The organism is Frateuria sp. GZRR33, assembly GCF_051900425.1.
In the GTDB taxonomy this organism is placed as follows: Bacteria; Pseudomonadota; Gammaproteobacteria; order Xanthomonadales; family Rhodanobacteraceae; genus Frateuria_A.
The window spans coordinates 65,028-79,064 of the sequence record NZ_JBHZGK010000005.1; the positions used below are offsets into that span (position 1 = coordinate 65,028).

Consider the following 14,037-nt stretch of genomic DNA (forward strand, 5'->3'; position numbering starts at 1 on the left):
CGCCGAGGATAGCAGCGTGTCCGTGAAGCGGGCTGGTCAGTCCTTCTTTTCCGGCGCCGGTTCCAGGTCTTCAAGCTTGGGCGTGTAGGCCTGCACGAATGCGTTGTGCAGCACGTTGATCACCGCCTTCCAGGCGCCGACATCCTTGTTGTCGATGCGCCCACTGATCGGGACCTTGGTGGCGAACTGATCCTTGTCGTGGTTCTTGAACAGCCAGGTGATGCCGCTGGCGACCGCCTCCCAGGCGACCCGCAGCGGGTTCTCGTTGTCCTGCTCGACGTCCTGCTTCCAGCTGAACACCTTGACGTCGTGCAGCAGCGGCTTGGCATAACCGCTGAGCTCGCCGTTGCGCGCCTTCAGTTGCATCACGAAGGTGCCGCTGCCGCCGGCGAAATCGAGCTTGGCGTAGGCCCGCGCCAGGTCGTTGAGCCGCTTGAGCTCGATCTGCCTGATACGCAGGTCGAAGGTGAAATCCAGCAACTTCGGATCGAGCGGGTCGAAGCTGGCGTCGGCCATCAACGGCGCGTTGCCCAGTACGTTGGCAGTGGCATGGAAATCGGCCACGCGACTGCCCCCCCTGCGGTCGGCGTTGCTCAGGTTGACCGCGGTGGCTTCGACGTCGGTCATCTTCATGTCGACTTTCGGGTGCGACACGAAATTCTGGAACGTGACCTGGCTGTTGTGCACGGTGACCTCGTCCAGCCGGATCGGCACCAGCCCTTCCAGTTGCTGGCGCCAGTCGACGCCCGTGCCGGCCTGGCTGGGTGCCTTGTTGCCGCCGTCGACGAAGTTGAGGCTGGCGTGGTCGAACTCGACGCGGGCGCGAACGGTGCCGTGGGTGAGCGCGCGCCAGCTGATCGCGATGTCGGTGGTGGCCGCGGAGAAGAACGGCACCGGCACCTTGCCGTCCACCTTGTCGATGCGCAGGTCGCCCAGGCTGTAGGCGCCACGCCAGAGATGGATGTCCACGTCGGCGACGTGGCCGTGGTAGTCGCCCATGCGGTCCATCTTGCGGTTGAGGTAGTCCTTGACCACGTAGGGCAGGGCCAGCCGTGCCACCACCAGCAGCGCGACGATGACCAGCACGATGACCAGCGTGCGGCGGGCGACGTGTTTCATGCGCGGTCCTGACAGCCCAGTCCGGCGCGAGTCTAGGCGCGGACGTGTGGGCGCGGCGTTCAGATCAACGCGCTGTCGAGTCCGGCCCCGAAGAAACCGTGGTGCGGCCATGCTCGCAACGGAAGGTGAAGACGTAGTCAAGGCTGAAAGGCTTCGCTTCGGTGGCGACCGGATGACTGGTGCCGTCCGCGTCGGCCGCCCAGCGAGTGATGGTCAACGGCGTGTAGCGCCAGTTGCGCACGGCTTCGCGCACGGCGCTGGCGAAGGCCTGCTCCCCGACCGAGGGATGCATGCGCACGTCATCGACGTTGCCCCCGGTGCCGACGATCACGCGCGCCGGCAGCTCGATGCGTGCCGGGCAGGTGGCGAGCATGGTTTCGGGGTAAACGGGCGGCTGGTGCGCTTCGAGCGTGGCACCCATGGCGATCTGGCCCATCGCCAGGTTGTAGTGCGCCAGGCCGCTGTCCGCAGCAGCACGATAGCTCGCCGAGCCAACACCGGACGGGACAGGCTTGCGCACAGTGTGGGCGCAACCAGCGAGCAGAGCGATGGCGATGCACAGCGTGGCTGCTCGAGTCATGGTGAGCCCTTCCTGGAGGCCAGGAGACAGCCTAGCCGGGAGCGCCCTGTGCGCCAATCTGCCTGATGCGAGCCGGCAGCTGCCCCCGGAGGGAGCGGGAGCGGCCGCGAAAACGAAAACGCCGGCACGAGGCCGGCGTTTTGGCGTCGGGCTTCGCAGCCGGTCAGTGCTTGAGATTCCTGCGCAGGCGCTCGAGCGCCTGCAGCTGGGTCAGCGCGGCGACCAGCTTGGCCTGTGCCTCGGCCACGTCGATGGCGTCGGAGCGATTGGCCAGGGCGTCCTCGGCTTCCTTCTTGGCGGCCAGCGCGGCGGCCTCGTCGATTTCCTCGGAGCGCACTGCCGTGTCGGCCAGCACGGTGACGGCATGCGGCTGCACTTCCAGGATGCCGCCGCCGGTGATCGAGATGTCGACCTTCTCGCCGCCGGCCTCGGTCACGACGACCTTGCCCGGCTTCAGGCGGGTGATCAGCGGGGCGTGGCGCGGCGTGATGCCCAGCTCGCCCTGGTCGCCGGTGGCGACGACCATCGTGGCCTCGCCCGAGTAGATCGCGGCTTCGGCGCTGACGACTTCGACGCGGATGGTGGTTGCCATGGTGGTGTCTCGTTCTGCTCAGGGGAAGGCGGGCCGTCGGGCCCGCCCTTGGGGATCAGGCCGCCTTCTTGGCGGACATCTCCTCGCCCTTCTTGATCGCCTCGTCGATGCCGCCGACCATGTAGAACGCCTGCTCCGGCAGGTGGTCGACGTCGCCGTCCACGATCATCTTGAAGCCGCGGATGGTCTCGGCCAGCGACACGTACTTGCCCGGCGCGCCGGTGAACACCTCGGCCACGTGGAACGGCTGGCTGAAGAAGCGCTCGCACTTGCGCGCGCGCGACACCACCTGCTTGTCTTCCTCGGAGAGCTCGTCCATGCCCAGGATCGCAATGATGTCCTTGAGCTCCTTGTAGCGCTGCAGCGTGCCCTGCACGCGGCGGGCAACGTCGTAGTGCTCGACGCCGATCACGTTCGGATCGAGCTGGCGGCTGGTCGAGTCCAGCGGATCCACCGCCGGGTAGATGCCGAGCGCGGCGATGTTACGCGACAGCACCACGGTCGCATCCAAGTGCGCGAAGGTGGTCGCGGGCGACGGGTCGGTGAGGTCGTCCGCGGGCACGTACACGGCCTGGATCGAGGTGATCGAGCCGGTCTTGGTGGAGGTGATGCGTTCCTGCAGCACGCCCATTTCCTCGGCCAGGGTCGGCTGGTAGCCCACCGCCGACGGCATGCGGCCGAGCAGCGCGGACACCTCGGTACCGGCCAGGGTGTAGCGGTAGATGTTGTCGACGAACAGCAGCACGTCCTTGCCCTTGCCCGAGGCGTCCTTCTGGTCGCGGAAGTACTCGGCCATGGTCAGACCGGTCAGCGCGACGCGCAGGCGGTTACCCGGCGGCTCGTTCATCTGGCCGTAGACCATCGCCACCTTCGACTCGGGCAGGTTGTCGAGCTTGACCACGCCCGCATCCTGCATCTCGTGATAGAAGTCGTTGCCCTCGCGGGTGCGCTCACCCACGCCGGCGAACACCGACAGACCGGAGTGCTGGGTCGCGATGTTGTTGATCAGCTCGAGCATGTTGACGGTCTTGCCCACGCCGGCGCCGCCGAACAGGCCGACCTTGCCGCCCTTGGCGAACGGGCAGACCAGGTCGATCACCTTGATGCCGGTTTCCAGCAACTCGTTGGCGGCGGCCTGCTCGTCGTAGCTCGGCGCTTCGCGGTGGATGACCCAGTGGTCTTCGGCGTTGATCGGGCCGACCTCGTCGATAGGGTTGCCGAGCACGTCCATGATGCGGCCGAGCGTGGCGGCGCCGACCGGCACCTTGATGCCCTCGCCGGTGTTGTGCGCGACCAGGCCGCGACGCAGGCCTTCGGTGGAGCCCAGCGCGATGGTACGGACCACGCCGTCGCCCAGTACCTGCTGGACTTCCAGCGTGATGTCCATGCCGTCGATCTTCAGTGCGTCGTACACCTGCGGCACCTGATCGCGCGCGAACTCGACGTCGATGACCGCGCCGATGATCTGAACAACTTTGCCCTGGCTCATGGATGTGCTCCGGATGGATTTCTTAGGTTTCTTTAAAAAGCGCCACCGAAGCGTCGCTCTTGATCTACTGCAACCGCAAGGCGATCGCTCTTAGTTCAACAGTGCGGCCATGGATGGCCGCTTTTTGACCTGCTCTCGCAGGCATCGATGCCTGCACTCATACTGCCGCGGCACCACCAACAATCTCCGAGATTTCCTGGGTGATCGCCGCCTGGCGCGCCTTGTTGTAGCTCAGGGTCAGCTCGGCGATGACCTTGTTGGCATTGTCCGAGGCGCTCTTCATGGCAACCATGCGCGCGGCATGCTCGCTGGCGAGATTCTCCAGCACGCCCTGGTACACCACCGACTCGACGTAGCGGCCGAGCACGTGCTCGAGCACCGCGGCGGCGTCGGGTTCGTAGATGTAGTCCCAGTCGTGGGTCTGCTCGAGCGTGATGCCGGCGTAGGCGTTGTCGCCGGAGCCCTGCTGGGCTGCCAATTCGGCGGCGACCAGCGGCAGCGGCAGCAGCGCATCGACCATGGGCTTCTGCGTCATGGTGTTGACGAAGTCGTTGTAGGCCAGGAACACGCGATCCAGGCCATTGGCCGCATACGCGTCCAGCACGACCTTGATCACGCCGACCAGCTGCTCCAGCTTCGGCCGCTCGCCCAGGTGGCTGACGCTCCCGACCAGGTTGACGCCCTTGATGCGGCGGAAGAACTGATTGGCCTTCTGGCCGATGGCGACCACGTCGACCTGCACGCCCTTGTCCTGCCACTCGCGCACCGCCGGCAGCACGCGCCGGAACAGGTTCGAGTTCAGGCCGCCGCACAGGCCGCGGTCGGTGGAGATCACGATGAAGGCCACGCGCGCGACGTTCTCGCGCTCGATCAGGAACGGATGCTTGAAGTCCGTGTTGGCCTGCGCCACGTGGGCGATCACCCGACGCATCATCCGCGCGTACGGACGCGAGGCCTTCATCAGATCCTGCGCCTTGCGGATCTTCGAGGCCGAGACCATCTCGAGCGCGCGCGTCACCTTGCGCATGTTCTGCGTGCTCTTGATCTTGGTTTTGATTTCGCGTCCGCTTGCCATCTGTCTGCTCTTGGGTTCGACCTGCGTGGGGCGGACTCAAGGTCCGCCGTCAACGTGCACGGCGGGCCTCAAGGCCCACCGGCGGGGTTCACCAGGAACCGGTCTTCTTGTACTCGTCCAGGCCGCTCTTGAAGACGCCCTCGATCTCGCCGTTCCAGTCGCCTGTGGCGACGATCTTCTTCATCAGTTCCTCGTGGTTCTGATGGAAGAACGCGTGCAGGCCACGCTCGAAGTCGAGCACCTTGGCGACCGGCAGGTCGTCCAGGTAGCCCTTCTCGGCGGCGTACACCGACAGCGCGAGCTCGGCGATCGACAGCGGCGCGTACTGCTTCTGCTTCATCAGCTCGGTCACGCGCTGGCCGCGGTCGAGCTGGGCGCGGGTGGCCGGATCCAGGTCCGAGGCGAACTGCGCGAACGCAGCCAGCTCGCGGAACTGGGCCAGCGACAGCTTCACGCCGCCGGAGAGCTTCTTGACGATCTTGGTCTGCGCCGCGCCGCCCACACGCGACACCGAGATACCGGCGTTCACGGCCGGGCGGATGCCGGCGTTGAACAGGTCGGTTTCCAGGAAGATCTGGCCGTCGGTGATCGAGATCACGTTGGTCGGCACGAACGCCGAGACGTCGCCGGCCTGGGTCTCGATGATCGGCAGCGCGGTGAGCGAACCGGTCTTGCCCTTGACCTCGCCGTTGGTTTCCTTCTCGACGTAGGCCTCGTTGACGCGCGCGGCGCGCTCGAGCAGACGCGAATGGAGATAGAACACGTCGCCCGGGTAGGCTTCGCGGCCCGGCGGACGCTTGAGCAGCAGCGAGATCTGGCGGTAGGCCACGGCCTGCTTGGACAGGTCGTCGTAGACGATCAGCGCGTCTTCGCCGCGGTCGCGGAAATACTCGCCCATCGCACAGCCCGAATACGGCGCGATGTACTGCAGCGCGGCCGACTCGGAGGCCGAAGCGACGACCACGATGGTGTTGGCCAGCGCGCCGTTTTCTTCCAGCTTGCGCACCACGTTGGCGATCGACGAGCGCTTCTGGCCGATCGCGACGTAGATGCTGTAGATGCCCGAATCTTTCTGATTGATGATCGCGTCGATCGCCACGGCCGTCTTGCCGGTCTGGCGGTCGCCAATGATCAGCTCGCGCTGGCCGCGGCCGATCGGGATCATCGAGTCGATCGCCTTGTAGCCGGTCTGCACCGGCTGGTCGACCGACTTGCGCCACACCACGCCCGGCGCGACCTTCTCGATCGGGGAGGTTTTCTTCGCGTTGATCGGGCCCTTGCCGTCGATCGGGTTGCCCAGCGCGTCGACGACGCGGCCGAGCATTTCCGGGCCGACCGGCACTTCGAGGATGCGACCGGTGGTCTTGGCGGTGTCGCCTTCCTTCAGGTGCTGGAATTCACCCAGCACCACGGCGCCGACCGAGTCGCGCTCGAGGTTCAGCGCGAGCGCGAAGGCGTTGCCCGGCAGCTCGATCATTTCGCCCTGCATCACGTCGGCCAGGCCGTGGATGCGCACGATGCCGTCGGACACGCTGATGATGGTGCCTTCGTTGCGGGCCTCGGCACCGAGCTTGAACTGCTCGATGCGGCTCTTGATCAGTTCGCTGATCTCGGACGGGTTCAGAGTGGTGCTGGACATGATCGCTTTCCTGAATTTGGGAATGCTTTTTCAAGCGTCCGACCCCATGGCCGGCGTGCTCTTCGATGTTTACTCAGCGCCGGGTGACCGGCGCTGCCTCGCGGCCCGGAAGCCGCGCTTGAATCAACTTGCCAGCGCCGAGGCCAGGCGCTGCAGGCGACCGCGCGCGGAGCCGTCGATCACCTCGCTGCCGGTGTCGATCACCACGCCGCCGAGCAGCGCCGGATCGACCTTGGCTTCCAGCTCGATCTCGCGCTTGAAGCGACGCTTGAGCGAGGCCTTCAGCTGCTCGGCCTGGGCGGCATCCAGCGCCATCGCGCTGGTGACCTTGACCTTCAGCTGCGAACCCGCCTCGCGCTTGTGCTCCTCGTACAGATCCGCCACTTCCGGCAGCAGCGCCAGGCGGCGTTGTTCGGCCAGCGTCTGCAGGAACTGGGCGAATGCAGTGTCCGCACCCATGCCCTGCGGCAGGTGCAACGCCACCAGCTGCGCCGGCTGCACGCGAGGGTCGCCGACCAGCGCGGAAACGCGCGCGTCCTTCGCCACCGCCGCGGCGAAGGCGAACGCCTGCGACCATTCGCCGAGCGCGCCGGCCTCGTGCGCCAGCTCGAAGGCGGCGCGCGCGTACGGACGAGCGAGGGTGATTGCCTGGGCCATGGTCAGATCTCGGTGGCGAGCTGGTCGAGCAGCGCCTTGTGCGCGGACGGATCGATCTCGCGCTGCACGATCTTGGCGGCGCCCTGCACGGCAAGCGCGCCCACCTTCTCGCGCAGCTCCTCGCGGGCACGCTGGGCCATCGAGGCGATGTCGTCCTGCGCACTGGCCTTCAGCCGGTTGATCTCCGTGATCGCGTCGGCGCGGGCCTTGTCCAGGATCTGGTTGGCCTGCTGCTGGGCGCGATCGATGATTTCGGCGGCCTGCTGGCGCGCCACCTTGATCTCGGCGGCCACCTTGCTGTCGGCATCGCGCAGTTCGGCGCGGGCGCGCTCGGCGGCGTCGAGGCCTTCGGCGATCTTGAGCTGGCGCTCTTCGATGGCCTTGTTGATGTGCGGCCAGATGAACTGGACGGTGAACCAGATCAGGATCGCGAAGGCGATCATTTCGCCGATCAAGGTCGCGTTGAAATCCATCGCTGCGTTACCTGTAAATGCGGGGTGATACGGGTACGGGCGCCGCGATCGCGGGCGCCCGTAGGGGAGCGGCGCGCAAGCGCCGCGTCGGGCTTACTTCGACGTCAGGGCCGACAGCAGCGGGTTGGCCACCGCGAAGTACATCGCCAGCGCCACGCCGATCAGGAACGCCGCGTCGATCAGGCCGGCGAGCAGGAACATGCGGCCTTGCAGCAGCGGCACCAGCTCCGGCTGGCGGGCAGCCGCTTCCAGGAACTTCGAACCCATGACGCCGATACCGATACAGGCGCCGAGGGCGCCCAGGCCGATGATCAGGCCCAGCGCGATGGCGGTGAAACCCTGGATTTGCGCGATTTGAACGATAGCTTCCACGACGATCTCCTCAGAAAGAAAAGCTTATGTGTTTCGGTTGGACGTTGTTCTAAAAGACGGACGGCCGATCAGTGGTGATCGTGAGCCATCGAGATGTACACGACGGTCAGCACCATGAAGATGAAGGCCTGGATCGAAATGATCAGGATGTGGAAGATCCCCCACACGGTGTAGCCGATGATGCCCATGCCATAAAGCGCCCAGCTGCCGGCGGTGAACAGCCCGGCAATCAGCATGAACACGAGCTCGCCGGCGTACATGTTGCCGAACAGTCGCATCGCCAGGCTCACCGGCTTGGAGAGCAGCTCGACCAGATTCAGCGCGAAATTGGGAATCCACAGCAGCGGGTGCTTGCCGAACGGCGCGGTGAACATCTCATGCATGTAGCCGCTGAAGCCCTTGGCCTTGAAGCTGTAGAAGATGATCAGGATCAACACCGTCAGCGACATCGCGAAGGTCATGTTGATGTCGGCCGTGGGCACGGCGCGGAAATGGCCGATGCCGAATTTCTCGGTGATCCAGGGCAGCAGGTCGACCGGCAGAAGATCCATCGCGTTCATCAGGAACACCCAGACGAACACGGTCAGCGCCAGCGGGCCCAGCACGCGCCGGTCACCGTGGAACACGTCCTTGACCTGCCCATCGACGAACTCCAGCACGATCTCGACGAAGGCCTGGCCCTTGCCCGGCACGCCGGCCGTCGCCTTGCGCGCCTTCATCCAGAACCACAGGCAGAACAGCACGCCCAGTACCAGCGACACCGTGACCGAATCGATGTGCACCGCCCAGAAGCCTTCCGGACTCGTATGTGGAGTCAGGTGCTTGAGGTGGTGGGAGATGTATTCGGTAAGACCGCCCTGCGGCTCGCTTGCCATGTGTCAACCCTTGAATCGAAACGCCAGCAGATGAACCGCGTAAGCAGCCGCCAGCCCCGTAATGGCGGCCAGCGGCGGCAGTTTCAGTTTGATCAGGATCACGCCCATCCCTCCGATGACCGCGATCCACTTGAGGACCATGCCAAACAGCAGCCGGCCCAGCGCCATGCCCGCCCCGTGCATCCCGGCGAAGGCCCGCGCGCCAAGCAGCGCGTTGCCCAGCGCCACCACCAGGGCGCCTGCAAGGGCCGCCAAGGCTTCGCGGCGCCCCTGCATCAGGAAGACGAGGCCGACCAGCGCTGCCACGGCGACCTGCCACATCACGATGCGCAGGGCCAGGCGACGACCGGAGGCAAGACTGTTGAGCACGTGTGTTCCCGCGCGGCTTCGCACCAGGCGTCACCCTTGCAGCTACGGGCCACGATCCAATCCGCAAAAGTATATCAGCCGGCCTTTTGCAGGGACAAGCCGCGAGCCTGCGACATCTTGTCGTGCGGGCGCTGGCGTTCACTTTGCCGAGGACGCAAATTCCTGCAGAGGCCATAAAAAAGGCCGGACAGATGTCCGGCCCTGGGAATGCGTCCCGGCGGGGAGGATGGGGACGCGGGCAGAAGCCCTTACCGTGCAGCCGACTTGCGGCCGCCGGCAGCATTGGGGGCGGCCGCATCGTTCGCCGCCGCGAGCGGCTGCATCAGCGCGCCGAGCGACTCGGCAGTCTGGCGGCCGACGGCCACGAGGTTCTGGGTCAGCGCGACCGCCTGCTCGGCCTGCGCGCGACCCAGCGCTACGCCCTTGTCCCACAGGCCGCGCAGGGCCTCGGGGTCACGCGCCTCACCGGCAATGGAAAGGAAATCGGCAGCGGAGCGGGAATGCTGCTCCAGCGCGCCCAACTGGAGGCCGGCGGCCTGCTCCAGCCCCTTGAGCACCAGCACCTGCGCCTTGAAAGCGCTGTCGGCGAACTGCCGGGCGTAGGAGAAAACCTGGAAATCGAACGGCTTGGTCATGGCTTGTCCCTCGCGGGAGTTCTTGGGAGTGGAACAAGCCTAGCAGAGGTTTTTGTGCGCTGCAACATGCAGCGCACGAAGGTCATTCCGACAATCCTGAAAAAGACCTCCCGCGCTGCATCAAAAACTGCGGCGGCTGCAGCTCGCGCCCGATGTGCAGGTCTCGTGCACCACGACCTGGTCGAGTCCCGGCAACCGTGGCTCGATGCGCTGGAAGATCCAGCGCGCCAGCATCTCGCTGGTCGGGTTCTGCAGCCCTTCGATCTCGTTGAGATAGTGGTGGTCCAGCTGTTCGAACAGCGGAGCGAAGGCGGCCTTCACGTCGGCGAAGTCCATCACCCAGCCCAGTGCCGGGTCCGGCTCGCCCTCGACGTGGATCTCGATGCGAAAAGAATGTCCGTGCAGCCGCGCGCACTTGTGCCCGGCCGGCACGTTGGGCAGATGGTGGGCTGCCTCGATCTGGAAAACTTTATGGATATGCATGGCCGATATTGTAAGGCTTGCGAGCCCCCAGGCCTGCCCATGGGGGCGCCCTTCCGTGGGGGATGTGGCACAGGTGGCAGGCACTTGCCCCGGCCAGCCATGGCCAGGGAACCTTATCTGAGCTCGCGCGCCACAAACCTGTTCCACTGGTCGATGGCCTCTCCCGCTGCGGCGCGATGACGGCGGACCGCGTCGTTCTGTTCGTCGACGAAGTCCTCGATGCACTGCTTGTACGTTTCGACGTCGCGCTTGAAACTGCCCACTTCCCACTGGCTGGTGAATTCGTAGGGCTTGGTCGGCTCGGAGCAATCGGGCTCACCGATGTACTCGGCCCGCGCGCCGAACGAAACGGCGACGCCACAGAGCGCGACGAGAAGTGCGTTGGGAAATTTCATCGGTGGTTCCTCACAATGTGTGGTGCCATGTGAGTCCGCACTCAGGGCGAGACACAGGCATCCACATGGCGCCCATGGCGGGGCGGACACGGCGATGTCGGCAGGGCCGGAAAATACCTGAGGGGGAAATGGCTGCTGGAGGGCTCGCCCGCGCCAAGCCTCCATCGCATGGAGGCGGGGCAACCGCTGGAACTGGTGGTATGGGTGCACTCGAACAAGGTCTGCCAAACCCTTGTTCCATGCAGTTCTTGCAACTTGAGCCTTGGCACCTACCGACAAACTTACCGTCAGTTGACCCTCGTAGGCCCAGGGAAGTCTACCTTATCGTGAGCACAGACTCGCGATCCCCTACGGCCACGAGCCACTCGATCTCCGAAGAGCTCTGCTCATGGCACCAGCCCCACGACGCCGGGCTCACGCAGATACGCACCCACGAGGCTATGGGAAGAGCTCGCGAACAGTCGCCACCATCCTAGCAGCCGCGTCTTCGATATCCCCTGAAACATCCAGCCGATAATGATAAAAGCATGCACCCGTGGCAATTTTCCCAACGCGTTGAACGCCCGCGTTCTCAGCATCACCTGGCGAAATCCAGATACCAACGGGAGCTTTGGTCGCCACGACATGGCTAATCACCTGGTACCTATCTTCCTCTGAAACTTTCGGCTTGTACTTGACTTCGCCAATGCCAAGAAAATTGCCTTCGCGGCGAAACATTAGGTCGGGCTTGATCGAAAAGTCTTTGTTATCCTCGAATAGCTTGTGATTGTGATTCTTGTTGCCGTCGAGCACAGCGATCCCCGCAGAGGCGAGCGCTAACCGGAATGCATTCCGAACGTAGTTTTCGAAGATGCCGTCGAGCGAAAACAGGAAGGATGGCAGCTCGTTGGCTCGGCTGCCATACCCAAAGCCAATCTTCGTGTAGCCGAGAAGCATCGAATAGACAGCAAGCGCACCGATATAGCCGTCGCGCACCCAGATGGGCAAACTGCGAGCGAGATCTTGATCGTCGGCCCGTAAAGGCTGGGCAGCCACGGGATGAAAAGCATTTAGAGCATCAGCGAGCAGAACCCGCTCCTGCTTCCAATCATCGCTGTGGGGAAGAAGGCGCAGCACATGAATGCACGCCGCCTTCATGGCTCGATTGGCCTTGATATCTACCGAATAATTGAAGACATCCGACGATACGTTTACGTCATCACCACGCGAAAGAAATCTAGCCACGGTACGGCCGATATTGACCTTTGGCTTGAAGTAGCCATCGTGACTGTCCTGAAAATACCCGCGCGACAAGCCAAGTCTAAGAAGTGTCTTTAGGTAGTGACAGAAGGCCCGTGCAAGGAGCAAGTGTGGCGCATTTGTACTCGCGCTCTCGTAGGAACGAAGAACTGCCAGTACCCGGCCGTATGACTCCCCGCCCCCTTCAAGCATCTTCCAAAGGTTCGGAAGGGGAAACTTGGGCTGAACATTAAAAGCCAGAGACGTGGTGACGGGGAGGTAACCGATGAGCCCCTTAACCTTGACTTCAATGCCACCAGCGACGTCTAGTAAGTCCATCGCGGATAGAGCACGAGTTTCCGGAAGAATCAGGGATTGCCCCCCTGGAGAAATCAAGTCCTCTCTGGCAAATATTCTTGCCTCCCGCTCGCGGAGATCAACAACCTTCAGACCGTCCATTTGAGGAGCCCCAATCTACGCCTCGATGCTAACCGGCTGGCCTTCAGCTGGATCCGGCTCCTCCCGCGTCTTCAGTAGCTCCTCGATTTGACCAACCACCTTATCGAACGTTGCACGATCGTGGGTGAACGCTCTGCGCAACGTCATGCGAACTCGCGAGGTCCAGACACCCGCAAGATCTTCAACGGACCGGACACGTAGGAAGTTTGTGTGCCCAAACCCATGGGGGAGAACGCGGTTTAAAATCGTGAACATCTGAAGGGTTCTGTTAATAACCCCCTGGTCAACGCCCTCGCGCTGCAAATGTCCGCGCAAAAAGACACCATCCGGCTCGATCTCGATTACCCAGAAACGCCTTAGCAAAGCATCGTCCAGATCCGTTACCGACCTGTCGTACGGGTTTGCAGTAGCGATGATGATTAAGTTCCTGGGAAGCTGAGCGCGCTTTCCTGAGTACGGCAAGGTGAATTCTCGCTCGCGATAGTCCGTCTCGAGGTAAGTCAGCACTTCGCCAAATATCCTAGCCACATCTCCGCGGTTCAGTTCGTCAATAACAACTACGAATTTCTCGGCACTTGCCGCTGCGCGCTCAGCGAATTTCATGAACAGCCGAGTATCTAGGTCGTAGCGAACGCCTGACTCTCCACTCTCCGCTATGGGGCGGAAGCCCTCGATGAAGTCGTCGTAGCCAATTGAGGGGTGGAACTGAAGGAAAAGAGACCGCGCAGGATCGCTTTCGGTCAGAGCCATCGCTAGCTCGCGCGCGTAAGTGGTCTTCCCCGTGCCTGGCGGCCCTGCCAACAGGAACGTATAACTTTCGTGGGCCTGGATTGCTGCGTTGATAGCCCCAAGGACGGGATCGTCTGCTCCTAGCGTCGGCTCGTGCGTCTCCTCGTCCTCCAGATCCTCCTCATGAGGCTCCGGGGGATGTTGTAGGGAATTCCAGAGCTTCGGCGCTAGAGCCTCCAAGTAGTCTTCGTTAGAAGGGCGGGTATCGAGCATCTCGGGCCACGGTAGCGCGGGAGCTGACAGCCTAAAACGGCGCTGGTATGGCTCCTTAAATTGCGTAAGTTCCAGACTTTCCAACAGGTGGGACATCAACGCATCCCAGCTGTTTACATTGTCTGGGACTCCCTCAAATGCGAACAGCCAGACAAGGAAGTCTTCAAAGCGGAAGTCGTCACCAATCACCTCCTCGAACTTTGGCTGAAAGGAATCAGTCAGAATGACGTTCGCTTTCTCTCCATCAATATATCCAGAGAGCCGCATTTCTCGGTAGCCACGAGAAGAGAACAGGTTGCCCCACATTTTGGTGTCTTGCCGAACCATAAAGTCGCCGGCGAAATCCCCTCTATCCCAGGAGACACCTTTTAGACGGGGCCTAAGCAAGTTGTTCCCATTCGGGAGATCAGGCAGGTTGAGGCGCTTGCCATGGAAATATCGATCAAGAAATGTATCCGTACCGAGGTTCTTCGACATGTCGACGACCGCGTCCGTACCGACGTCATTCGCGGCAAAAACGAACGCTGGGAGCAACCAGTTCGCGCTGTAGTGTTCAAGGCGCTGGATTGCATTCTTGATCGTTTCTATCTTGAAGTACTTCATGA

16 protein-coding genes are annotated in these 14,037 nt (G+C 63.2%); all 16 read right to left on the reverse strand.

What is annotated here, in order from left to right; genetic code table 11:
• Positions 1-36: 36 nt before the first annotated feature.
• The 16 genes from ACFWZU_RS07780 to ACFWZU_RS07855 all read right to left on the reverse strand — a co-directional run bounded on the left by ACFWZU_RS07780 (position 37) and on the right by ACFWZU_RS07855 (position 14,035).
• Complete coding sequence (locus ACFWZU_RS07780; RefSeq protein ID WP_439700852.1) at positions 37-1,119, reverse strand: hypothetical protein; 1,083 nt, start codon at positions 1,117-1,119, stop codon at positions 37-39.
• Between the two features lie 64 nt (positions 1,120-1,183).
• Entirely contained in the window at positions 1,184-1,699 is a 516-nt protein-coding gene (locus ACFWZU_RS07785) for a hypothetical protein (RefSeq protein WP_439700853.1), read from the reverse strand.
• 163 nt (positions 1,700-1,862) lie between these two features.
• Positions 1,863-2,291, reverse strand: coding sequence for a F0F1 ATP synthase subunit epsilon (locus ACFWZU_RS07790; RefSeq protein WP_091335041.1), 429 nt, complete (start codon positions 2,289-2,291; stop codon positions 1,863-1,865).
• Positions 2,292-2,346: 55 nt separating this feature from the next.
• The gene (gene atpD / locus ACFWZU_RS07795; protein ID WP_439700855.1) at positions 2,347-3,780 is read right to left on the reverse strand and encodes a F0F1 ATP synthase subunit beta; all 1,434 of its coding nucleotides are present in this window, start codon (positions 3,778-3,780) and stop codon (positions 2,347-2,349) included.
• A 157-nt stretch (positions 3,781-3,937) separates the two neighbouring features.
• Positions 3,938-4,855: a F0F1 ATP synthase subunit gamma gene (gene atpG / locus ACFWZU_RS07800; RefSeq protein ID WP_439700857.1), complete on the reverse strand. Its 918-nt coding sequence runs from the start codon at positions 4,853-4,855 to the stop codon at positions 3,938-3,940.
• A gap of 88 nt (positions 4,856-4,943) precedes the next feature.
• The gene (gene atpA, locus ACFWZU_RS07805) at positions 4,944-6,494 is read right to left on the reverse strand and encodes a F0F1 ATP synthase subunit alpha (RefSeq protein WP_231350305.1); all 1,551 of its coding nucleotides are present in this window, start codon (positions 6,492-6,494) and stop codon (positions 4,944-4,946) included.
• A gap of 123 nt (positions 6,495-6,617) precedes the next feature.
• Positions 6,618-7,151: a F0F1 ATP synthase subunit delta gene (locus ACFWZU_RS07810; protein ID WP_439700859.1), complete on the reverse strand. Its 534-nt coding sequence runs from the start codon at positions 7,149-7,151 to the stop codon at positions 6,618-6,620.
• A gap of 2 nt (positions 7,152-7,153) precedes the next feature.
• Positions 7,154-7,624, reverse strand: a complete 471-nt coding sequence (locus ACFWZU_RS07815) for a F0F1 ATP synthase subunit B (protein WP_439700860.1) — start codon at positions 7,622-7,624, stop codon at positions 7,154-7,156.
• A gap of 93 nt (positions 7,625-7,717) precedes the next feature.
• On the reverse strand, positions 7,718-7,996 hold the full coding sequence (gene atpE / locus ACFWZU_RS07820) for a F0F1 ATP synthase subunit C (RefSeq protein WP_439700861.1): 279 nt from the start codon (positions 7,994-7,996) through the stop codon (positions 7,718-7,720).
• Between the two features lie 68 nt (positions 7,997-8,064).
• Positions 8,065-8,871 (reverse strand): F0F1 ATP synthase subunit A, encoded by an 807-nt coding sequence (atpB, locus tag ACFWZU_RS07825; RefSeq protein WP_424682300.1) that lies wholly within the window; start codon positions 8,869-8,871, stop codon positions 8,065-8,067.
• A 3-nt stretch (positions 8,872-8,874) separates the two neighbouring features.
• The gene (locus ACFWZU_RS07830) at positions 8,875-9,240 is read right to left on the reverse strand and encodes a hypothetical protein (RefSeq protein ID WP_439700862.1); all 366 of its coding nucleotides are present in this window, start codon (positions 9,238-9,240) and stop codon (positions 8,875-8,877) included.
• Between the two features lie 248 nt (positions 9,241-9,488).
• Positions 9,489-9,875, reverse strand: coding sequence for a phasin family protein (locus tag ACFWZU_RS07835; RefSeq protein WP_439700864.1), 387 nt, complete (start codon positions 9,873-9,875; stop codon positions 9,489-9,491).
• Positions 9,876-9,995: 120 nt separating this feature from the next.
• Positions 9,996-10,358, reverse strand: coding sequence for a 6-carboxytetrahydropterin synthase QueD (gene queD, locus ACFWZU_RS07840; RefSeq protein ID WP_439700866.1), 363 nt, complete (start codon positions 10,356-10,358; stop codon positions 9,996-9,998).
• Positions 10,359-10,471: 113 nt separating this feature from the next.
• Entirely contained in the window at positions 10,472-10,753 is a 282-nt protein-coding gene (locus tag ACFWZU_RS07845) for a hypothetical protein (protein ID WP_439700867.1), read from the reverse strand.
• A gap of 438 nt (positions 10,754-11,191) precedes the next feature.
• Positions 11,192-12,430 carry a 5-methylcytosine restriction system specificity protein McrC gene (locus tag ACFWZU_RS07850; protein ID WP_439700869.1) on the reverse strand — a complete coding sequence of 413 codons (1,239 nt, stop codon included), beginning with the start codon at positions 12,428-12,430 and terminating at the stop codon, positions 11,192-11,194.
• Between the two features lie 15 nt (positions 12,431-12,445).
• Positions 12,446-14,035: an McrB family protein gene (locus ACFWZU_RS07855; protein ID WP_439700870.1), complete on the reverse strand. Its 1,590-nt coding sequence runs from the start codon at positions 14,033-14,035 to the stop codon at positions 12,446-12,448.
• Positions 14,036-14,037 lie beyond the last annotated feature (2 nt).